Here is a 24,857-nt window from a genome sequence, read left to right as displayed (position 1 = left end):
TCGACTACCTCAAGCGGGTCACCACCGAGCTGCGTGACACTCGCCGGAGGCTGGCCGAAGCGCAGGCGGGGCCGTCGAGCCACGAGCCGGTTGCGATCGTGGGCATGGCATGCCGGTTACCCGGCGGCGCCACGTCGCCCGAGGAGCTGTTCCGGCTGGCCGTGGACGGCGTCGACGCCGTGTCGGAGTTCCCCGCAAACCGCGGCTGGGACCTGGAGGGCCTGTACGACCCGGACCCGGAGCAGTCCGGCACGAGCTACACGAGGCAGGGCGGATTCCTGTACGACGCGGCGGAGTTCGACGCCGGATTCTTCGGGATGTCCCCCCGAGAGGCCATGGCGACCGACCCGCAGCAGCGGCTGCTGCTCCAGTCCTCCTGGGAGGCGCTGGAGCGCGCGGGCATCGCCCCGCCCTCGCTGCGCGGCAGCCGCACCGGCGTCTTCGCGGGCGTCATGTACAGCGACTACGCCTCGCGCCTCGGGCAGGACACAGGCGGCTTCGAGGGGCAGTTGCTCACCGGGAGTCTGCCGAGCGTCGCGTCCGGCCGTGTCTCCTACACGTTCGGGTTCGAGGGGCCCGCGGTGACGGTGGACACGGCGTGTTCGTCGTCGCTGGTGTCGCTGCATCTGGCGGCGGCGTCGCTGCGATCGGGGGAGAGCTCGCTGGCCCTGGCCGGCGGCGTGGCGGTGATGTCGACCCCGACGACCTTCGTGGAGTTCTCGCGCCAGCGCGGCCTCTCGGCGGACGGCCGGTGCAAGGCGTTCTCGGACACGGCCGACGGCACGGGCTGGTCCGAGGGCGTCGGTGTGCTGGTCCTCGAGCGTCTGTCGGACGCGCGGCGCAACGGCCACCAGATCCTGGCTGTGCTCCGGGGCTCGGCGGTCAACCAGGACGGCGCCTCCAGCGGACTCACGGCGCCCAACGGCCCCTCGCAGGAGCGGGTCATCCGGCAGGCGTTGGCCGATGCCCGGCTGTCCCCCTCCGATGTGGACGCGGTGGAGGCGCACGGCACGGGCACCACGCTCGGGGACCCGATCGAGGCGCAGGCGCTGCTGGCCACGTATGGGCAGGACCGTGAAACGCCCCTGTGGCTCGGCTCGTTGAAGTCGAACATCGGACATGCGCAGGCGGCTGCCGGTGTGGCCGGCGTGATCAAGACGGTGCTGGCGCTGCGGCACGGTGTGCTGCCGCGGACGCTGCACGTGGAGCGTCCGTCGCGGCACGTGGACTGGTCGTCGGGTGCGGTGGAGCTGTTGACCGAGCAGCGGGAGTGGCCGCAGACGGGCCGCCCGCGCCGAGCCGGTGTCTCGGCCTTCGGGGCCAGCGGGACCAACGCGCACGTGATCATCGAGCAGGCGCCCGCCGAGGAGACGACGGCGACCACGCACACCGGGAAGGCCGACGGGGCTGGTGAGACCGACGGGGTCGCGCCCGAGCTCCGTTCCCCGGCCGTGGTGCCGGTGACGGTGTCGGGCGGCACCGAGGCCGCGCTGCGCCGCCAGGCCGGCCGGCTGCGGGAGTGGCTCGAGGCCCGCCCCGAGCTGAGCCCGCTCGATGTAGGGTTCTCCACGGTGACGACCCGTGGCGCGCTGAACCACCGCGGGGTCGTCGTCGCCGCGGACCGCACCGAACTCCTCGACGGGCTCGGCGCCTTGGCCGTCGGCGATTCGGCACCCGGAGTCGTGGAGGGCGCCCTCGCCCCCGACTCCGGCGTGGTGTGGGTGTTCCCCGGCCAGGGGTCCCAGTGGGCCGGGATGGCCCGCGGCCTGCGCGAGTCGTCCCCGGTATTCGCCGCGCGGATGGACGAGTGCGAACAGGCCCTGAGCGGCCTGGTCGACTGGTCGCTGCGGGACGTCCTTGACGACGCGTCGGCGCTGGAGAGGGGCGACGTGGTGCAGCCCGCGCTGTGGGCGGTCATGGTCTCGCTGGCCGAGGTGTGGCGCGCGGCCGGACTCGTGCCGTCCGCCGTCGTGGGCCACTCCCAGGGCGAGATCGCCGCGGCCTGCGCGGCCGGCGCCCTCTCGCTGGAGGACGGCGCCCGCGTGGTCGCCCTGCGCTCGCGCGCCCTCCTGGAGATCGCGGGCGAGGGCGGCATGGTGTCCCTCGCCCTGTCGCTGGACGCGACCCGCGCCCTGCTGGAGCCCTGGGAAGGACGGGTCTTCGTCGCCGCCGTCAACGGAGCGCGCTCCACGGTGGTCTCCGGCGACGCCGCCGCCCTGGACGAGCTGCTCGCCCACTGCGCGGCCGGGGAGATACGGGCCCGTCGCGTCCCCGTCGACTACGCCTCGCACTCCGCGCACGTCGAGCGGCTCCGCGACCGGATCCTTGACGACCTGGCCGGCATCAGCCCGCGTCCGGGCTCCGTCCCCTTCCACTCAACCGTCACCGGGCAGGTCCTGGACACCGCGGGTCTCGACGCCGCGTACTGGTACGAGAACCTGCGCACCACCGTCCGCTTCGCCCCCGTCATCGACGGCCTCCTCGCCGAGGGGCACCGGACGTTCGTCGAGTGCAGCCCGCACCCCGTCCTGGCGCTCGGCGTCGAGGAGACTGCGCAGGACGCCGACTGCCCAGCCCTGGTGGTCGGTTCGCTGCGCCGTGACGAGGACTCCACCCGGCAGATCCACCTGTCCATGGCCCACTTGTACGCCCACGGAGTGCCCGTGGACTGGCAGCCCTCCTTCGAGGGCACCGGCGCCGGCGCCGTGGACCTGCCCACCTATGCCTTCGAGCCCACGTCGTACTGGCTGCAGCCGCCGAGGCCGCTCCTGAACGACCCCGTCGAGCTCGCGGACAGCGGCCAGACGGTCCTGACCGGCCGCCTTTCCCTGCGCACCCACCCGTGGCTGGCCGACCACCGCGTGCGGGGCCAGGTCGTCGTACCCGGCACCGCGCTGCTGGAGATGGCGCTGCGCGCCGGGGGAGCGGTGGACGAGCTCACCTTCCAGGCACCCCTGCTGATCCCCGAGCAGGGCGAGGTCGAGGTCCAGGTCGTCGCAGAACCGGCCGACGGCGACGGCGTCCGGCCGCTGCGCCTGCATGCCCGCACCCCCGAGTCCGACTGGCAGCTGCACGCCACCGGTTCCCTCCTCGACGCCGAACCACCGGCCGACGGCGGCACGGAGGACCTGGTGCCGTGGCCGCCCGTCGGCGCCGAGCGTGTGGACCTTTCCTCCTGGTACGCCGACCTGGCCGAGCAAGGACTGGAGTACGGGCCCGGGTTCCGGGGCCTGCGGTCCCTGTTGCGGCACGGCGACGAGCTGTACGCCGAAGTGTCCCTGCCCGAGCCGGTGCGGTCCGCCCTGCTCGACGCCGCCCTGCACTCCCTGGACCTCAGGACCACCCCCGCCATGCCGTTCTCCTTCACCGGCGTCCGCTGGCTCGACACGGACGCGGCGGCGGAACTGTCCGGCCTGCGCGCACGGATCACCCCCCTGGACAACGGCGCCGTCGCCCTGCGCATCTCCGACGGGACGGGCCGCGGCGTACTGACGGCGGACTCCCTGACGCTGCGTCCGCTCGACGGCATGAGCCTGGACGCGGGCCGGAGCGCGCTGTTCGGCATCGACTGGGTGCCCGTGCATCCGGACGCCTCCCGCACGGGCGACGCCACGGAGGCCACCGTGCTGCTCTGCCCCGCCGCCGACGGCGAACAGCCCGACAGAGTACGGGAGATGACCTCCGAGGTCCTCGGCGGGCTGCAAGCCTGGCTCGCCGAGGAGGACGGCGGCGACGGTCGCCTGGTCGTGGTGACCCGCTCCGCCGTGGTGACCGGTAACGGGACCGCCGAGGAGGCGGACCCTGCCGCTGCCACCGTGTGGGGCCTGGTGCGCTCGGCGCAGACCGAGAACCCGGACCGGATCGTGCTGGTGGACATCGACATCGACACGGATGGCGCCGGTGACGGGGGAGACAACGACGGCCTTTCCGGCCTCCTGCCAACCCTGCTGGCCACGGACGAGCCCCAACTCGCCCTGCGCGACGGCGAGATACGCGTCCCGAGAATGGTGCGCGCGAAGCAGGCCGACAGCCCCGCCGCCCCGGCGCTCCCCACCGAAGGCACCGTGCTGATCACCGGCGCATCGGGCACCCTGGGCGGCCTCGTGGCACGCCACCTGGTCGCCGAACACGGCGTACGCGACCTGCTGCTCGTCAGCCGTCAGGGCATGCCCGAGCTCGCCGAGGAACTGACCGCGCTCGGCGCGACGGCGACGTCGGCGCCGTGCGACATCGGTGACCGCGACGCGCTCGCCGAACTCCTCGCGACCGTCCCGCAGGATCGTCCGCTGCGGGCCGTCGTGCACGCCGCCGGCGCACTCGACGACGCGGTGATCGGTTCACTGACGCCCGCGCGCCTGGACTCCGTCCTCGCGGCCAAGGCCGACGGAGCCTGGCACCTGCACGAGCTGACCCGCGACCTGGACCTCACGGCTTTCGTGCTGTTCTCCTCGGTCGCCGCCACCCTGGGCACCGCCGGACAGGGCAACTACGCCGCCGCCAACGCCTTCCTCGACGCGCTGGCGCAGCACCGCCGTGCCCAGGGGCTGCCCGCCCTCTCGCTCGGCTGGGGCCTGTGGGCCCAGCGCAGTGCCCTCACCGGCCGCCTCGACGAGGCCGACCTGGCGCGGCTCGGCGACGCCGGTGTCCTCCCACTGGCCACCGATGAGGGCCTCGCCCTGCTCGACGCCGCGCTCGGCGCGGACCGGGCTCACCTTCTTCCCGTCCGCCTCGACCGCACGGCGGCGCGATCCGCCGCGGGCACGCTGCCGCCGCTGCTGCGTGCCCCTGTCCCGGCTCCCCGCCGCCGGCCCACCACGGCCACCGCTGATACACCGGCCGACACCACCACCGCGGGTGCGGGCGACGGTCTGCGGGCCATCCCGGCGGCCGACCGCGAGGAGGTGGTCGCCGAGCTGGTGCGGCGCGAGGTCGCCGCGGCGCTCAAGTACGGGTCGGCCGAAGAGATCGATCCCGACGCCGAGTTGCTGCGCCTGGGCTTCACCTCGCTGACCGCGCTGGAGCTGCGCAACAAGCTCAGCGCCCGCACCAAGCTGCGGCTCCCCGCGACCATGGTGTTCGAGCACCGCACGACCCGGGCCCTCGCCAGATTCCTCACCGGGAAGCTGTCCGACGGCGAGCCCGCGCCCGCCCCCACCGGTGAGGCCGAGGCCGATGAGCACGCGGATAACCGCATCGCGATCGTCGGCGTCGCCGGGCGCTACCCGCTGGCCGGGACGGTCGGCGAGCTGTGGGACAACCTCGCCGCGGCGCGGCACTGCATCCGCGAGGTGCCCGCCGAACGCTGGGACGCGAGCACCCACTTCGACCCGTCGGGGGCCACCGCCGCGTACAGCAAGTGGGCCGGATTCATCGACGACGTCGACGCGTTCGACCCGCTGTTCTTCCAGATCTCGCCCGCCGACGCCGAAGCGATGGACCCCCAGGAACGCCTGTTTCTGCAGACCGCGGCCGCGACCCTGGACGACGCCGGATACCCGGCCGCCACACTCGCCGCCCGGGGCCCGGTCGGCGTGTTCGTCGGTGCGATGGGCAGCGACTACGAGTGGATGAGCGGCGCGGCGAACGCGCTCGGCGTGCCGACCGAGGCACACTCCCGGCACTGGTCGATCGCCAACCGGGTCTCCCACTCCTTCGACTTCACCGGCCCGAGCATGGCGGTGGACACCGCGTGCTCGGCCTCCCTGACCGCGATCCACCTGGCCTGCCAGAGCATCGCCACAGGGGAGTGCTCCGCCGCGATCGCGGGCGGAGTCAACCTGATCCTGCACCCCAAGCACCTGCGCGGCCTCGCACAGGCCGGGATGCTCTCCCACGACGACCGGCTCAAGGCGTTCGGCGCGGGCGCGGACGGCTTCGTCGACGGCGAGGGCGTGGGTGCCGTCCTGCTCAAGCCACTGGCCGCGGCGGTCGCCGACGGGGACCGCGTCCTCGGCGTGATCCGCGGCTCCGCCGTCAACGCGGTCGGCGACGCGGGCGGTTACACCGTGCCGAGCGCCACCGCCCAGGCCGCCGTGGTCCGAGGAGCGCTGGACCGTGCCGGAGTGGCCGCCGACACCGTCGGCTACGTCGAGGCCCACGGCACTGGCACGCTGCTCGGCGACCCGATCGAGATCGCCGGACTGGTCGACGTCTTCGGCGGACGGACCGAACCGGCACGCGGCACGGGCCGGCCCGCCGTCGCGGTCGGTTCGGTGAAGACCAACATTGGCCACCTGGAGGCGGCAGCAGGTATCGCGGGGCTGACGAAAGTCCTGCTCCAGCTGCGCCACCGCACCCTGGTGCCGTCGCTGCACTCGGCGGAGCGCAACCCGGAGATCGACTTCGACACCACGCCGTTCGAGGTGCAGCAGACCCGCGAGCCCTGGGAGCGGCAGGAGCGGCCCGCAGCGGACGGCTCCTCCCGCGAGATGCCGCTGCGCGCCGTCATCAGCTCCTTCGGCGCGGGCGGCTCCAACGCCTGCGTGGTCGTGGAGGAGCACCTGCCGGCCGGTTCGGCCGACGTACCGGAGCCCGTGACGGACGACGGACAGGAGCAGCTGCTCGTCCTCTCCGCGAAGAACGAGGAGCGGCTGCGGGCTTACGCGGCGGACCTGGCCGCCTTCCTGACCGGCGGGCCCTGGCGAGGGCCGGTGGAACCGGATGAAGCACTGGAGCCCCAGGAGGCGGTGGCGGCCGCCGGCCGCATCGGCCTGCGCCTCGCCGTCGAGCTGGCCAGGGTGGACGCGGACACGTTCGACCTCGCGACCGACCTCGTGGACTGCGGCTTCGGCGTGACCGAACGCGCCCGCTACCACGCGATGCTCGCCGAGGAGTTGGGCGTCGACCAGCTGCCCGAGGCGGCCGTGACGGCGGACACCATCGGGGCGGTGGCCGACGCGGTGGCCGATCTCGTGCCGCGCACGGCGGTCGCCGCTGTGGCAGACACCGTTGCGGCAGAAGCCGTTGCGGCGGGCCCGCGGCTCGCCGATGTGGCCCACACCCTCCAATCGGGCCGCACCGCCCACGAGTTCCGGATCGCGCTCCCCGCGGCATCGGTCGCCGAAGCGGCCCGGCTACTCGCCGCGTACGCGGCGGGCGAGGGCGCCGCAGACGCCGTCACGAGCGGCCGGGTCGCCCGTACCATGACGGGGCTCTCCTCGGACGAGGCTGTCGCGCTGCGACAGGCCTTGACACGACGCGATTTGGCGGCGGCCGCCGAGCGCTGGGTGGCGGGAGCCACGATCGACTGGTCGCTGATCACGCCTTCGGCCGCGCGCAGGATCGAGCTGCCCGGCTACCCGTTCGCCCGCAAGCGTCTGTGGATCCCCCAGCCGCAGACCACCGCTTCCGTGCCGCAGGCCACCGCCCCCGCGCAGCCGGTGCCCGAAGGAAACGCTGACATCGACCCTGCCATCGCCCAAGTCCTCACCGGATACGCCCGGTTGGACGCGGTCTCGGTCTCCGGGCTGCTCGGCGTCTACCAGCGCATGGGCGCCTTCCTGCGCCCCGGTGACCGGCACCGGAGCGAGCGACTGCGCACCGACCTCGGTATCCGGGACAAGTTCCGCCGGCTGCACGAGGCGATCCTCAACCTCCTGGCCGTGAAGGGATTCCTGACCCGCGACGGCGAGTGGTTCACGGCCACCGCCGCGGTCGACGGGGCGGATGGAGCCACGGCCGCGGAGCGCTGGGAGGCCGACTTTGAGGACGTCGCGGCCCGGTACCCGGACATCGCGCCGACGGCCCGGCTCAACCGGCAGTTCCTGCGGTCGTACCCGAGGCTGCTGCGCGGCGAGGTGGTGGGGACCGAGGTCATGTTCCCCGACTCCTCGATGGAGCTGGTGCGGGACCTGTACAAGGGCAACCCGCTCACCGACTTCTTCAACGTGCTCGTCGCCGACACGGTCCGCGGTCATCTGGACGCCTGTCTCCCGCAGTTGACCGACGGCGGGTCCTTCCAGGTCGTGGAGCTGGGCGCCGGAACCGGTGCCACCAGTGAGCGGGTGATCCCGGCGCTGGCCGGCCATCCGGACCGCGTGAGCTTCACTTTCACCGACATCTCCCCGCGGTTCCTGGACTACGGCCGCGAGCGGTTCGCCGCGCAGCACCCGTTCGTACGGTTCCAGCTGCTCAACCTGGAACGCGGCCTCGCCGAGCAGGACTTCCTGCCGGGCTCGGTCGACGCGGTCCTCGCCACCAACGTGGTCCACGCCACCAGGAACCTTCGGACCACCCTGCGCATGCTGAAGGACCTGCTCAGGCCCGGCGGGCTCCTGGTGCTCAACGAACTCACCTCCATCCGCCCCTATCTGACCCTGGGCGGCGGAGTCATGGAGGGCTGGTGGGCTTTCCAGGACGGTGAGCTCCGTATCCCCAACTCTCCCCTCGCCGCGCCGGACAGCTGGATCACGCTGCTGGAGGAGGAGGGCTACACACACGTCAGGGCCCTGGGCGCCAAGGGCGTCGGACTGGGCCAGCATGTGCTGGTCGCGCGGAACCTGGGCGTAGGCAGGGACGCGGCACCGGCGGCGAACGCTCCCGCGACTGTGACGGCCATCGTGCGGCCGGACGTGCAGAACGCGGGGGAGACGGTCACCGACCGCCTCGGTGAACTCCTGGAGCGCGTCCTCAAGCTGGACGAGCGCATCGACCCGCAACGGCCTCTGGTCGACTACGGCTTCGACTCGCTCAGCGGCATGAAGATCGTGGCGGTCGTGGAGGACGCCTTCGGCGTCAACGTGCCGCTTGAGGAGTTCTTCGCGCAGCCGACGCTGGCGGAGCTCTCGGAGCACCTGCGGTCGGACTGGCTGGCCGAGCCGGTGGCCGAGCCCGCGGGAGAGCCCGTCGGGACGTACGCGGCCGCGCCCGCAGCACCCGCCTCCGTGACGAGCCGGAGGCCGGAGTCGGTGTGTGCGCCCGAGCCGCTGCGTGCCGTCAACGTGGCGCCCGCGGTGCGCTCCGCTGCCGAAGCGGTCCTGCGCCCCCGGCACGACGACCACCTCACCGGCCATGCGCTGTCCGAGGGACAGCGCGCGCTATGGGTGATCGAGCAGATCGCGCCCGGCAACTGCGCCTACAACCTGCCCCTCGCCTTCTGGCTCGACGACCACGTCGACGTGCTCACGCTGCGGGTCGTCCTGCAGGACCTGCTCGACCGGCACGAGGAACTGCGCGCAAGCGTGCGCACGGGCGACGACGGGCCGTTCGTCCGGATCGCCGCCGAGCCGGAACTGCCGTTCCGACAGGTCTTTTTGACCTCCGTCGCGGACGGCGACCTGCGTGACCGGATCCGTGCCGAGACGCGGGAGCCGTTCGACCTGGCTGACGGTCCGCTGCTGCGCGCCACCCTCTACACCCTGGGCGACGGCCGCCAGGCCCTGCTGCTCACCGTGCACCACCTGGTGCTCGACGGGCTGTCCATCCCGCTGCTGCTCACGGAGGTGGAGCGCGGCTACCGCGCGCTGCGCGAGGGGCGCCCCCTGCCGGCCGAGCGGCCCGCGCACACCTTCGCCGACTTCTGCGCCCAGCAACGCGAACTCCTCACAGGACCGCGGGCGGAGCGCCTGCGCTCCTACTGGCTCGACCGGCTGCGGGACCGCCGCACCGCCGTACCTCTGCCGCTGGACCGGCCGCGCCCGCCCGTGCCCACCTTCCAGGGCGCCAGCGTCGGCGGACGCGTCCCGGCGGACGTGACCGAGCAGGCCCGCGCGCTCGCCGCGGCGGCCCGCACCTCGCTGTCCAGCGTCATGCTCGCGACCTACTTCGCGCTGCTGCAGCGCTACAGCGGCCAGGAGGACATCGCCGTCGGTACTCCGACGGCCGGCCGACCGGCCGACGGCTACGACGACGTGCTCGGCTACTTCATGAACATGGTGGTCCTGGCCGAGAAGGTCGACGGTACGGAGGCCTTCCGCGACCTGGTCCGCCGTATCCACCAGATGGTCCTCGGCGCCCTCGAACACAGCGCGTATCCCCTGATCACGCTCGCCGACGAGCTGCGGAGGGAGAACCCCGGCGCCGCAGCCGACGCGCTGTTCAACGCGGCCTTCTACTTCCACAACTGGGCGCGCGACATGCCGCAGGACGGCGTGGTGCGCGGCAGGGTCGAAGGGGTACACCAGGAGGGCGAGTTCGACCTCACCCTCGACCTGGTCGACCATCCCGAAGGCTGCCGCTACACGCTCAAGTACAACCCGGACCTGTTCGACGCCGCCACGGTGGAGCGGCTCGGCGACCACTTCGTCACGCTCCTGTCGGCCGCGGTCGCCGCGCCCGGCTGCGCCGTCGGCGAACTGGACCTGCTCACCGAGCACGAGCGCGCGCAGCTCGCGCCGCCCCCCCGCGTCGACTACCCGGCCGACACCCTGGTCTGGGACTTGGTGCGGCGCCAGATCGAGGCCAGGCCGGAGGCGGTCGCGGTCCGCCACGGCGGAACGGAGCTGACCTACCGCAGTCTCGGGGACCGGGTGGCAGCCCTGGCGGCACGCCTCACCGCCGCGGGTGTCGGCCGGGGGCGCACCGTCGGCGTGCTGCTCCCGCGCGACGCCGACCTGCCGGTGGCGCTGCTCGCCGTGCAGGCGGCGGGCGGCACGTACGTCCCGTTCGACCCGTCGTACCCGCAGGAGCGCCTCGCCTACATGGCGGGGGACGCCGGACTCCATCTGATGCTCACGCACTCCGCCGTCGGGGCGGCGTGGGGCGGTTCGGTGCCCCGGCTGCTGATCGACGGGGGACAGGAGCCGCCCGGGTTGCCCTCGCCCGGACCCGCGGGACCCACGGACGCCGCGTACGTCATCTACACCTCCGGCTCGACCGGCCGCCCCAAGGGCGTCCGCGTCCCGCACCGCGCCCTGACCAACTTCCTTTGGTCGATGGCGCGTGAGCCCGGATTCGGGCCGGGGGACACCCTGTTGGCCCTGACCACCGTGTGCTTCGACATCTCCGGTCTCGAGCTCTATCTGCCGCTGATCACCGGCGGCACGGTGGACGTCCTGCCGACCGAGGTCGCTCAGGACGGCCTGCGGCTGCGCGAGGCCGTCGAACGCGGTACCGCCACGGTCATGCAGGCCACCCCGGCGACCTGGAGCATGCTCCTCGCCGCCGGCTGGCAGGGCGACCCCGGACTCACCGTGCTGTGCGGCGGCGAGGCCCTGCCCGGCGACACCGCTGAGGCGCTGCTCGCGGGCAACCGCGCGGTGTGGAACCTCTACGGCCCCACCGAGACCACCATCTGGTCGGCGGTGAGCCGGCTGCGCCGGGGCGAGCGCGTCACCATCGGAGCCCCGATCGACAACACCTCGCTGTACGTCCTGGACGGCGCCCGCAGGCCGGTCCCGACCGGAGCGCCCGGTGAGCTCTACATCGGCGGGCACGGTGTGGCCGACGGCTACCTGGGCCGCCCCGAACTGACCGCCGAGCGCTTCCTGCCCGACCCGTTCGCGACCGGGACCGACGCGCGGATGTACCGCACGGGTGACCTCGTGCGGCGGCAGGCCGACGGGCGCATCGACTATCTGGGCCGGATCGACTCCCAGGTGAAGGTGCGCGGCTTCCGGGTGGAGCTGGAGGAGATCGAGTCGACCCTGCGGCGCGTCGACGGCGTACGCGAGGCGGTCGTGGTGGCCCGTGGCCAGGGAGGTGGCGACCGTTCGTTGCTCGCCTGCTACGTACTCGCCGACAAAGCCGCGGAACCGACCCGGGAACAGCTGGCGGCCTGGCTGCCGGCCCACATGATCCCGGACGTGCTGGTCCGCGTGACCGGATTTCCGCACACGCTCAACGAGAAGGTCGACCGGACCACGCTGGCCACCCTTCCCCTGGCCGAGTTGCGGTCCCGCTTCGGCGCCCGGGGTGCCGAGCGGCCGGAGCCTGTCGCGGTAGGCGGCACAGACACACGCGTCCAGGCCCTGACGGCCGAACTGGCGGAGGCGGTCGGCCGCCTGGCCGGGGTGCGCCCCGAGGAGATCGGCCTGCACACCCCGCTCGGCGAGGTGGGCATGAACTCGGTGAGCTTCACCGCGCTCAGCGCCGAACTGCGCAAGACGTACGGCATCGAGGTCTACCCGACGCTGTTCTACCGCCGGGGCACGCTGGCCGCCCTGGCCGGGCACCTGTGGCAGGAACACACCGGCGAGCTGGCCACACGGTTCGCGTCCGCCGCAGGCACGGTCGCTCCCAACCTCGAAGATCGGCCCGCCGAGCCCGAGGCACCGGCCGGGCGCCGGCGCGGCGACGTCGCGGTCATCGGCATGGCGGGGCGGCTGCCCGGCTCGGCCGACCTCAAGCAGTTCTGGGACCACCTGACCGCCGGCGACGACCTGGTGACCGAGGTCCCCGCGGACCGCTGGGGCCCGCGCGAGGCGGGCTCCCGGACGCGCTGGGGCGGCTTCGCCCCCGACGTGGACCGCTTCGACGCCGCCTTCTTCGGGATCTCCCCGCGCGAGGCGGAGCTGATGGACCCTCAGCAGCGGTTGCTGCTCGAAGCGGTGTGGTCCGCCGTCGAGGACGCCGGTTACCGGCCGTCCGACCTGGCGGGCAAGCGGGTCGGCGTGTTCATCGGCGTCGCCGGCACCGACTACCTCCAGGCACAGCGCGACGCCGGGTGCGCCCCGCAGGCCCACACCGCGACCGGCGGTGCCCTGTCGGTCATCCCGAACCGGGTCTCGTACCTCCTCGACCTGCGCGGTCCCAGCATGGCCGTGGACACGGCCTGCTCCGGTTCGCTGACCGCCGTCCACCAGGCCGTCGCCGCGCTCCGCGACGGCACCTGTGACCTGGCGATCGCGGGCGGGGTCAACCTGATCCTCTCGCCGCGGGTGTACGACGTACTCGACCAGGGCGAGATGCTCAGCTCCGACGGCCGCTGCAAGACCTTCGACAGCCGGGCCGACGGCTATGTGCGCGGCGAGGGCGTCGGCGTGGTGCTGCTCAAGCCGGACGACCGGGCGCACCACGACGGCGACGCCGTTCACGCGGTGATCAAGGCGGCCACGGCCAATCACGGAGGCCGCACCACCTCGCTCACCGCGCCCAACCCGGACGCCCAGGCCGACCTGCTCGTCGAGGCCTACCGCGCCGCCGACGTGGCGCCGGAGACCGTCGGCTACATCGAGACGCACGGCACCGGCACCGCGCTGGGCGACCCGATCGAGACCACGGGTCTGAGCACCGCCTTCCGCCGGCTGCGCGCGGAGCGCGGCACGACCGCGGCGCCCGGCTGCGTGATCGGCTCGGTCAAGACCAACATCGGCCACCTGGAGGCGGCCGCGGGCATCGCGGGCCTGTTCAAGGCAGTCCTCGCGCTGCGGCACGGCACCATCCCCGCCGGACTGCACCTGCGGGAGCAGAACCCCTATCTGGAACTCGGCGGGGGCCCGTTCGAGATCGTCACCACGGCCCGGCCGTGGCCGAAGCCCCGCGACGGCGCGGGGAACGGGCTGCCGCGCCGCGCCGGAGTCAGCTCCTTCGGCTTCGGCGGAGCTAACGCGCACATCGTCCTGGAGGAACCCCAGATGCCGGACACCGGCGCCAAGGGCACAGCGGCCGCCGAGCAGGTGTTCGTGCTCTCCGCCCGCACACCCGAGGCACTGCGGCACACCGCCGAGCGGCTCGCCGACCACCTGGCGGACCAGGAGGTTCCCGCGGGCGACCTCGCGTACACCCTGCAAACGGGCCGCGATGCGATGACGCACCGGCTCGCCGTGGTGGCCAACGGCCCGTCCGCGCTCCGTGCCGAGCTGGCCGCGCATCTCGCAGGCCACCCGTCCGCGGTGCGCACCGGGCAGGCCGAGCGGCGGCCCGCCCCGGCCACCGCGTCCGGGGACCTGACCGCCCTCGCCGACGCGTGGCTCGTCGGCGCCGAGGTCGACTGGCCGGCTCTGCACCAGGGAGCGCGGCGGCGCCGCGTGCACCTGCCGACGTATCCGTTCGCCCGCACCAGGCACTGGTTCACCGCCGCGGCGGTACCGGGGCGCGCCGTCGCCCAGCTGCATCCGACCCTGCTCGACGCGCGCGACCCCACGGGCTCCGCGTCGGGAGGCCCGGCGTATGCGAAGACGCTCACAGGGCAGGAGTTCTTCCTGAGCGACCACGTCGTCGGCGGTGACCTGGTCCTCGCTGGCGTGGCCTATCTGGAGATGGCCCGCCTGGCCGGGGAGTCGGCGTTCAGCGCCCCCGTCCGCGGGGTCGACGGGCTGGTCTGGGCGAGCCCGGTCCGGCTCCCGGCCACCGGAGGCGAGCACCGCCTCACGGTCGAGGTCACCGGCGACCGCACCGACCCGTCCTTCGAGGTACGCACCGTGGGGGACGGATCCCCCACGCACGCCCGCGGCACCCTGCTGCTCGGCCCGGCGGGCGACCGCCCCGCCCCGGTCGACCTGGCCGCGGCGCGCTCGCGCTCCCCGCGCGTGCTCGACGGCGCCGACTGCTACGCGCTGTACTCCCGGTTCGGCTTCGACTACGGTCCGAGCTTCCAGGTGATCGAGGACATCGCCCTGGGAGAGCGCGAGGCGCTGGCATCGCTGCGGATTCCGCCGCAGCGCCGCGCGGACGCGGACAGCTACGTCTTCCACCCGTCGCTGTTCGACGCGGCCCTGCAGACGGCGAGCAGGCTCGCGCCCGGCGCGGACGACCCCGCGCGGCCACTCCCGTATCTGCCGTTCTCGCTCGGCTCCGTCCGGCTGTACGCCGAACTGCCGGAACAGGTCCACGCGTACGCCACCCCGTCGGCCCGCCCCGCCGCACCCGGAACGCTGACCTTCGACATCGCGCTGCTGGACCGCAACGGCGAAGTCCTCGCCACGATCGACACGTTCACCCTGCGGGAGGTCCCCGCGAAGGGCAGGGCGCAGACCACGACCCTGGCCGCGGCGTCGGTGACCGACACGGTCTCCGCGTACGAACCGGGCTGGGAGCCCGCCCCGCGGGCCCCGCGCGAGCCGGATGCCACCGTGCTGTTGCTGGACGCGGGAACCGAGGGGCACACGGTGCTCACCGCCCTGACGGACGCGGGCGCGGACGCCCGGCGGATCGCCCTGGGCACCGGCTTCGGCGTCGACGAGGCGCTCGGCGCCGCCCGCGCCGCAGGACCCGTCCACGTGGTGCACCTGGCCGGGCCCGACGCGGGGCCCGGCGGAGCGGTGGAGCACGGCTTCCACGCCGCCAAGGCGTTCCTCCAGGCATGGCAGCGGGAGCGCCGAGGCGCGCTGCGCTACCTCTACGCCTACCGCGACCCGGCCGCCTCACCGGCGCACGCTGCGATGGCCGCCTTCGCCCGCTCGGTACGCAGGGAACTTCCCGCGGTCGACTTCGGGGCGCTGGCCGTCGCGGACGGTCGCTCCCTCGCCGACGCGGTGCTCGCCGAGCTCGGCATCGCGGGCGACGCCGAGGCACGCATCGACGCGGCGGGCCGGCACCGCCGCGTCTGGCGCCAGGTCGGCCTGTCGGCCGCCGGGGTCCCGGTGTTCACAGGGCCGGGGGCCCATGTGATCACTGGCGGGACCGGCGCGCTCGGGCTGCTCATGGCCGAACACATCGCCGCCGCACGCCGCGCCGCCGGGCTCACCGCCGGCGGGATCGTGCTCGCCTCCCGGACCGCTCCGGGACCCGAGGCCCTGGCGAGGATCGCGGCCGCCGGCGCGCACCCGGTGCGGGCCGACGTGGCCGACCCTGCCGGGGTGCGGACCCTGATCGACGAGGCCCGCAGGCTGCACGGCTCGGTGAGCGGCGTGCTGCACGCCGCCGGGGTCCTCAGGGACGGCCTGCTGCTCGGCAGGGACCGGGGGGACACGGAGGCCGTCCTCGCCGCCAAGGTGAACGGCACGGTGCTGCTCGACGAGGCGACGCGGCACGAACCCCTCGACTACTTCGTGGCGTTCTCCTCCGCGGCGGCGGCGTTCGGGAACGTCGGCCAGACCGACTACGCCTACGCCAACGCCTTCCTCGACCACTTCGCCGAGCATCGGGAGCGGCAGCGCCTCCAGGGGGCACGCCGCGGCCGCACCCTCGCCGCGGCCTGGCCGGTCTGGGCCGACGGCGGCATGCAAGCCGACGCGGTCGGCACGCAGTACATGGTCCGGGAGCTGGGCATGCGCCCGCTGCGCACCGGACCGGCCCTCGACGCGCTCGACCGCGCCCTGGCGGGAACGGCGCCGCGCCTGCTCCTGGCGCCCGGTGACCCGGCCCGGGTGCTCGCCGAGCTCAACGGCGTACCGGCCTCGGCCCCCGCCCAGGCCGCCGCCGCCGTCTTGCAGCCGGCCGGGCAGGACACGTACGCCCGCGCCGAGCGGCTGGTGCTCCAGATCATGGCGGAGGAACTGAAGCTCGCGGAGGCGGAGATCGCCGTCACAGAGCCCCTCGACCACTACGGCGTGGACTCCCTGATCACGCTGAGCGTGACCCGGCGCCTGGAGGAGCACTGCGGACCGCTGTCGAAGACCCTGCTCTTCGAGTACGTGACGGTCGGCGAACTGGCGGACCATCTGGCCACCGCGCACCCCGACGCGTTCACCGCGCCCGCCGACGAGCCCGACGAGCCCGCGCAGTCCCCGGCCGTCGTCCCCGCTGTCGCGACCGTCACGGCGGCGGCCCCGGAATCCGTCCCGGCCGCCGACACCGCAGGTGACGACATCGCGATCATCGGTGTCGCGGGGCGCTATCCGCAGGCCGACGACGTGGACGAGTTCTGGCGCAATCTGCGCGCGGGACGCGACAGCATCGAGGAGATACCCGCCGACCGCTGGAACCACGACAGGTTCTACGACCCGGACAAGTCGGCCGCCGGCAAGACGTACGGCAAGTGGGGCGGCTTCGTCAGGGGCGCCGACCGCTTCGATCCGCTGTTCTTCCGTATGTCGCAGATCGAGGCCGAACTCACCGACCCCCAGGAGCGGGTGTTCCTGGAGACGGTGTGGCACCTCATGGAGGACGCCGGCTACACCCGCGACCAGCTGCGGGCCTCCCGCACCGGTGTGTTCGTGGGCATGATGTACGGCCAGTACCAGCTGTACGGCGTCCAGGACGCGCTGCGCGGCGAAGGACTGCCCCCGCACTCGTCGTTCGCCTCGGTCGCCAACCGGGTGTCGTACTTCTTCGACTTCTCCGGTCCCAGCGTCGCTGTGGACACCATGTGCTCCTCCGCCCTGGTCACCATCCACCAGGCCTGCCAGGCCATCCGCTCCGGTGACTGTGAGGTCGCGGTCGCCGGCGGCGTCAACATCTCCAGCCACCCGGCGAAGTATCTGCAGCTGGCCTGGCGCGGCTTCCTCGCCGAGGACGGCCGCTGCCGCAGCTTCGGCACCGGCGGCACGGGATACGTCCCTGCCGAGGGCTCCGGCGCGGTGCTCCTCAAGCGCCTCGACGCCGCGGTGGCCGACGGCGACCGCATCCTCGCGGTGGTCAAGGCGTCCGCCGTCAACCACGGCGGAACGGGCCGCGGTTTCAACGTCCCCAACCCCAAGGCGCAGGGCGATCTGGTGCGCGCCGCACTCGACCGGGCAGGGATGCGCCCGGCGGACCTGGACTACGTGGAGGCGCACGGCACCGGCACCGCGCTCGGTGACCCGGTGGAGATCAACGGCATGCTCCGGGCCTTCCAGGACGACATGCCGGAGCGGCTGCCGATCGGCTCGGTCAAGTCCGGCATCGGACATGCGGAGTCGGCGGCCGGCATCGCGGCCGTCACCAAGGTGCTGCTGCAGATGCGCCACGGCGAGCTGGCCCCTTCGCTGCACGCGGACGAGCTCAACCCGAACGTCGACTTCGCGGCGACCCCGTTCGAGGTCCAGCGCGAACTGGCGCCGTGGCCCCGCCGCGTGCTCGCCGACGGGACCGAGCGGCCGAGGACCGCGGGCGTGAGCTCGTTCGGCGCGGGCGGGACCAACGCGCACGTCATCCTGCAGGAGTTCCCCGACGCGCCGCCGGCATCGGCTGCCCCGGCCGGCGGCCAACTGGCCGTGCTCTCCGCCCGCGAGGCCGACCGGCTGGTCGAACAGGCGCGCAGGCTCGCCGCGCACCTGCGCGCCGAGGGCGCCGGAGCGGCGCCGCAGGACGTCGCCTGGACGCTCCAGTCGGGGCGCGAGGCCATGGCGCACCGCCTTGCCGTCCGCTTCGACACAGTCACCGAACTGGCCGCGCGCCTGGACAAGTTCGCCGTCGGCGGTCAGCCCGTCGGCAGCTGGACCGGGGTGGTCGACCCGCGCAGGCCCGCTCCCGGTGGCGCCCCGTCGACCGATCCGGCTGCCTGCGCGGTCGCCTGGACGTCTGGCCGGCAGATCGACTGGTCCGTCCTGCACGGAGGTGTGCGGCCCTGCCGGGTGCCGCTGCCCGGCTACCCCTTCGGGGGCGAGCGGGTCTGGCTGGCGGCGGCGGACGCGGAACTGGCGGCGTTGGAGGAGCACTTGGCGCCCAAGCCCGCTGCCTCCGCTGCCTCCGCCGAGGAGGGGCTGCTGCTGACGACCCACTGGTTGCCCGCCCGACTGCCCGCACCTGCCGGGCTGTCCGGCCCGACCGCCGTCCTCGCCGCACCGGGGACCGAGGCGCTCGCCGCCCGGCTGGCGGCCGTGCTGCCCGCCGCGCAGGTGCTCACCACCGAGCGCCTCGCCGCCGACCTCGCCGGCACAGGGACCCGCTGGGACCGCTTCGACGCGGTGATCGACCTGGCGGGCTGCGCAGGGCCCGGCGGCTCCTTCGGGGCGGTCGGGTCCGTCAATCGTTCCGCGCTGCGGACCTGGCTGAGCTGGCTGCAGCACACGGTCGACCAGAGCAGGCGCGGACTGACCGCGCTGCTGGTCTCCCGCGGCACGAAAGCGGTGCACGGCGGCGCGGTACGCACGGGGCTCTACCGGATGCTGCAGAGCGAGTACCGCCATGTGACCTCGCGCCACGTGGCCATGGGCTCGTGCACGGACGACGAGCTGTGCCGCCGCGTGGCCGACGAGCTCGGCGGCGACTCGGAGTTCGGCGAGATCGCGTACCGCGATGGCGTGCGGCATCGCGCGGTGCTGCGCGAGCTGCCCGGCGCCCCGGAGCGCGCACCGCGGTTCCCCGACGGCCATGTTCTGTGGGTGACCGGGGGCACGCGCGGGATCGGCCTGCTGACCGCGCGACACTTCGTCGAGAGGTACGGCGTCCGCAAGCTGGTCCTCACGGGCCGCGAGACGCTGCCGTCCCGGGACCGCTGGGCCGCGCACATCGCGGCGGGCGACGGGCTGGGCCGCAGGCTGCATCCGCTGGCCGAACTGGCGGACAAGGGTGTGGAGATCGAGGTCCTCGCCGTGCCGTTGGACGACAAGGAGGCCACGGCGGCGGCAGTGGCGGACGTCCGCCGCGAACTCGGCCCGATCGGCGGAGTGGTCCACAGCGCGGGCGCCGTGGACACCGACAACCCCGCCTTCGTACGCAAGCCGTGGGCCGGCGTCGAGCGGGTGGTCGGCCCCAAGGTCTTCGGCCTCGACACGCTCGTGGAGTGCTTCCGTGACGAGCCGCTGAGCCTGTTCGTCGTGTACTCCTCCGTCGCCGCGGCCGTGCCCGCGCTCGCCGTCGGGCAGAGCGACTACGCCATGGCCAACGCCTACCTGGACACGGTCGCCGAGGCGCGCCCGTACGGGCTTCCGCTGGTCAGCGTGGCGTGGCCGAGCTGGCAGGACACCGGCATGGGCCCGGCGCGCAGCGCCGCGTACCAGTCGTCCGGCCTCGCGACGCTCTCGGACGAGCAGGGACTGCGCCTGCTGGACCGGGCGTTGGCGAGCGGCGCGCGGGTGGTCGTGCCCGCCGTGGTGCGGCCGGACGCGGACTGGCGGCCGGAGCGGCTGACCGACCGCCGCCTGACTCCTGAGCCCGTCGCCGCGATGACCCACGAGGGCTCGGCCGCGGTGGTCCCCGGAGCGCTCAAGGAGGCGGCCGACGCGGCGGCCTCCTGGCTCCTCGACCGGCTCGCGCTGGAGCTGCGATTCGACCGGGCGAGGCTCGCAGGGAACGTGCCGGTGCACGACTACGGCATCGACTCCATCCTGGTCACCCAGCTCGTCCAGACCCTCGGCAAGCAGCTCGACGAGTCGCTGGACCCGTCCGCGTTGTTCGAGCACCCGACCGCGGACGAGTTCGCCGCTTACCTTGCGGACGAGCACCCGGCCAAACTGCTCGCCGTCTTCGGCGCGGCCCCGTCCGACGCCCCGGCACACACGGCACCGCAGGTCCCGGCGACCCGCGCCGCGGCCGTGGACGCGGCGGCCCCGGCCGTGGCCGCCGCGTCCACGTCGTCCATTGGGGGAGACATCGCGGTGGTCGGCCTGGCCTGCAGGTTCCCCGACGCCGCCTCCGGCGACGCCTACTGGGAGCTGCTGCGCCAGGGCCGTTCGGCGCTGCGCCCCGTACCACAGGAGCGCTTCGGCAGGCCGGTCGGTCACCACGCCGGGCTGCTGCCCGGCGTACTCCGCTTCGACCCGGAGGCGTTCCTGCTGTCGGAAGGCGACGTCGGCGCCATGGATCCGCAGGCGCTGCTGCTCCTCGAAGAGGTGAACAGGGCCGTGCACCACGCCGGTTACCGCCCCGCGGAGTTGAAGGGCCGCCGGATCGGCGTGTACGTCGGTGGCCGTGCGGCGCACATGCCGGACGAGGAGCGACTGGCACAGGCACAGAACCCCGTGGTGATCACCGGTCAGAACTACCTGTCCGCGAACATCTCCCAGTTCTTCGACTTCCGCGGCCCGAGCCTGGTGGTCGACACCGCCTGCTCCTCCGCCCTGGTGGCGATGGACATGGCCGTGCGGGCACTGCGTGCGGGCGACATCGAGTCCGCCGTTGTCGCGGGCGTGAGCCTGCTCGAGAACGACAAGCCGTACGACCTGTTCGGCCGGCGCGGACTGCTCAACCCGGGCGAGGAGTTCCACCTGTTCGACCGCAGGGCGGCCGGGCTGATCCTGGGCGAGGGTGTCGGCGTCGTCGTCCTCAAGCCGCTGGAGAGGGCGCAGGCCGACGGGGACCGGGTGCTCGCGGTCCTCAAGGGCATCGCGATCAACAACGACGGCAGGACCGCGGGCCCGGCCACCCCGAACCTCCAGGCGCAGAAGGAGGTCATGGCCACGGCGCTCGCACAGAGCGGCGTCAAGCCCGAGGACGTCGGCTGGGTGGAGGCCAACGGCTCCGGCACGACCGTCACCGACCTGCTCGAACTCAAGGCGGTGCAGGCGGTCTATCGGACGGGAATCGCGCGTCCTGTGGCACTCGGTTCGGTCAAGCCGAACATCGGCCACCCGCTGACGGCCGAGGGGATCGCGGCGTTCATCAAGGTGGTGCTGATGCTCCACCACCAGGAACAGGTGCCGTTCCGCTCCGGGCAGGAGCCACTCGAGCATTTTGACATGGACGCCTCGCCGCTGTACTTCCCCCGGGCCTTTCGCCCGTGGCCCGCGGACGCCGCTGTCGCCGCGCTCAACTGCTTCGCCGACGGTGGAACCAACGCGCACCTGCTGCTCGCGCCCACGCCCCAGGCCCCGCGGCCGACCAGGCACTCGCTGCCGGAACCCGAACTGAACCGGAGGACCGTCATCAGAGGCACCGTCGAACCCGCGGCCCCGGCCGGAGGCCTGTTCTGGGAGAGCTACCGATGAGCGGCACGGCGCCCGCCCCCGGTCTTGCCGAGCCGGGGACGCTGCCGGTGGTGTTCATGTTCTCCGGGCAGGGCTCCCAGTACTACGGCATGGGCAAGGAACTCTTCGACACGAACGAAGTGTTCCGCACGGCGCTGCTGCGCCTCGACGCCGTGGTCAGTGAACACCTCGGAGAGTCGGTCGTCGACCGGGTCTTCGATCCCACGAAGCCCAGGAACCACCCCCTCACCGACACCCGGATCACCCATCCCGCGATCGTCATGATCGAGCTGGCCCTCGCGGAGACCCTGCGGACTGAGGGCATCGAGCCCGACTACGTGCTCGGCTCCAGCCTCGGCGAGTACGCGGCGGCCGTCGTCGCGGGCAGTCTGTCCCCGGACGACTGTCTGCGCGTGCTGGTCCGACAGGCCGGCATCATGGCCGGCAGCCCCCGCGGCGGCATGCTCGCCGTGCTGGCCAGGCCCGAGATCACGGACACGGTGCCCGAACTGCGCGCCTGCGAGGTCGCCGCCCGCAACTACCCGGGCAACTTCGTGGTCGCCGGCCGGGAGGACGAGCTGGCCGCAGCCGAGGCGGCGCTGCGCGCCGCCGACGTGCTGCACCTGCGGCTGCCCGTCGAGTACGCCTTCCACTCCCGGCTGCTCGACCCGGTGGTCGGGGCGTGCCGGAGCAGCTTCGAGGGCGTGGAGCTCGCACCGGCGCGCATCCCTTGGGTCACCTGCGTGAGCGGCGGACTCGTCGAGGACGTCACCGCGGAGCACTTCTGGCACGCGGCACGGCGGACGATCGACTTCGAGCGCGCCATGGCCGGTCTGCAGGCACGCGGGGACTTCCTCTACCTGGACCTCGGTCCATCGGGAAGCCTGCACAACTTCGTCCGCGCGCTGCTCCCCACGGGTTCGGGCGCCCGATCGCTGCCGCTGCTCAGCCAGTTCGCCAAGGACACCGATCTGCTGGACGAGGTCCGCAGGCACGCTGCCCCGACGACACCACGGAAGGCGCACGCAATGAAGGTCTACGGATTCCCGGGCCAGGGATCTCAGCGGCGGGGGATGGGCAGGGGACTGTTCGAGAGGTTCCCCGAGGAGACGGCGATCGCCGACGAGGTGCTCGGCTACTCGATCGAGGAACTCTGCGTCACCGACCCGCAACGACGGCTCGGCCGCACCGAGTTCACCCAGCCCGCCCTCTACGTCGTCGGTGCGCTGTCCTATCTGGACCGGCTCGCCCAGGACCCGGTGCCGCCGGACCACGTGATCGGGCACAGCCTCGGCGAGTACGTGGCGCTGTTTGCCGCCGGGGTCTTCGACTTCGCGGCCGGACTGAGGCTGGTGCGGCGGCGTGGTGAGCTCATGGCCGCCGCCGGAGGTGGAGCGATGGCCGCGGTCGTTGGCGTCGACGAGGCAACCGTCACGCGCGTTCTCGCCGAATCGGGCCTCGGTGAGCTGGACCTGGCCAACTACAACGCTATGGACCAGTTCGTGGTCTCCGGCCCCGGCGAGCTGATGGACACAGCCTGCGCAGCCTTCGAGTCCGCCGGTGCCCGCACAGTCCGGCTGCACGTCAGCGCCCCGCTGCACTCCCGATACATGCGCCCGGCCGCAGAGGAGTTCGGCCGTTTCCTCGACGGGGTCACCCTGCACCCGCCGGAGATCCCCGTCCTCGCCAACGTCGACGCCCGGCCGTACACGGCCGACACGGTCAGAGAGCGCCTGACGTCACAGATCGACTCGCCGGTCCGGTGGACCGACACGGTTCGCACCCTGATGGCCTACGGCGACTTCGAGTTCACGGAGCTAGGACCAGGCAGGGTCCTGACGAAACTGGTGGCGCGCATCCGAGAGGCCGCGGAACCGCTCCCGACGGCCCCCTCGCCCACCGACCGGGCGGCCGCCCAGGCGCCGGCCGGAGCCGGGGCACGGGGCGAGGAGCCGACGCTCGACGCCGAGGCGCTCGGCGCCCGCAGCTTCCGCGAACGGTACGGGCTGCGGCGCTCCTACGTCGTGGGGTCGATGTACGGCGGGGTGTCCGGCCGGGAGTTGGTGCGCGCGGCGTCCAAGGCGGGCCTGCTCGGCTTCCTCGGCATCGGAGGGCTCCCAAGGGACGAGGTGGAGCGGCAGTTGCACGGCCTGGCCGACGAACTGGGTCTCCACGGCCACGGAGTGAACCTGCTCTACCTCCACCGGGCACCGGAACAGGAGGCCCCGCTCGTCGACGCGCTGCTGCAGCATGGCGTCGGCCTGGTCGAGGCGTCCGGCTACCCCTTCGTCACCGAGGAACTGGTCCGCTTCCGGCTCAAGGGCGGCCGGATCCTTGCGAAGGTGTCCAGGACCGATCTGGCCGCCGCGTTCCTCGCACCGCCGCCGGAGCAGCACGTGGCGATGCTGCTCGCCAAGGGATCGGTGACGGAACAGGAGGCTGCCGCAGCTGCCGGGCGCCCCATGGCGGACGATCTGTGCGTCGAGGCAGACGGCGGCTGGCTGACCGGCACGGCAGGTCCGCTCTCCCTGCTCCCCGCGGTGTTGAGGCTCAGGGACGAGGCGGCACTGCCGGGACACCGGGTGCACGTGGGGTGCGCGGGCGGAATCGGCTCCCCGGAGGCGGCCGCAGCGGCATTCCTGATCGGCGCCGACTTCGTTCTGACCGGCTCGGTCAACCAGTGCTCCGTGGAGGCGGCCACCAGCGCTGCCGTCAAAGACCTTCTGCAGGAGTCCCATGAGTACGACGTGGACACGGCACCTTGGAGTGAGGGGTTCGAACACGGGGTCCAGGCACGCTACTTGAAGCGTGGTCAGTTCTTTCCGGCCAGGGCGTCCCGGCTGCACGACCTCTGGCGCCGGCATGGGTCCGTCGCCGAACTCGACGACGCCACCAGGAAGCAGGTGTTCGACCGATACCTGGGGGGAGAGCACCCGGCAGCCACGGCGAAGGACCCGGACCAGCGCTCAGACCCCAAGACGGAACTGGCCGCCGTGTTCCGGGCGTATTTCCGGCGCGGCTTCCGGCTCGCGGTGACGGGGGACCAGCAGTCCACCGTGGACTACCTGGTCAACTGCGGACCGGCGATGGGCGCGTTCAACCAGGCGGTCGCCGGGACCAGTCTGCAGCCCTGGCGGGCCCGCACCCTCGAGGCCATTGCCGACTTCCTCATGGACGGCGCCGCCGCTCACGTCACAGCCCGGCTGCGGGCCCTGCAACCGGTACGGAAGAGCTAGACCCGGATCTCCCACATGGGCTTTGAGGTCTTCAGCC

General features: G+C 73.2%; 1 protein-coding gene and 1 pseudogene. Both read left to right on the top strand.

Going from position 1 to position 24,857, the window contains the following annotated elements:
* Positions 1 to 11: 11 nt before the first annotated feature.
* A pseudogene (locus OG289_RS00240) lies at positions 12 to 21,605 on the top strand (amino acid adenylation domain-containing protein); the annotation flags it as partial.
* Positions 21,602 to 24,820, top strand: a complete 3,219-nt coding sequence (fabD, locus tag OG289_RS00235) for an ACP S-malonyltransferase (protein WP_327311965.1) — start codon at positions 21,602 to 21,604, stop codon at positions 24,818 to 24,820. The pseudogene OG289_RS00240 and the gene fabD, both read left to right, overlap by 4 nt.
* Positions 24,821 to 24,857: the final 37 nt, after the last annotated feature.

It is taken from the genome of Streptomyces sp. NBC_01235 (assembly GCF_035989285.1).
Classification (GTDB): domain Bacteria; phylum Actinomycetota; class Actinomycetes; order Streptomycetales; family Streptomycetaceae; genus Streptomyces.
The sequence above is the reverse complement of the archived record's forward strand: the minus strand, read 5'-3'. Positions and strand labels throughout refer to the sequence as shown.

Bases quoted from the DNA above. Each gene is read 5' to 3' on its own strand.
- fabD (WP_327311965.1), top strand. From the start codon at position 21,602: ATGAGCGGCACGGCGCCCGCCCCCGGTCTTGCCGAGCCGGGGACGCTG.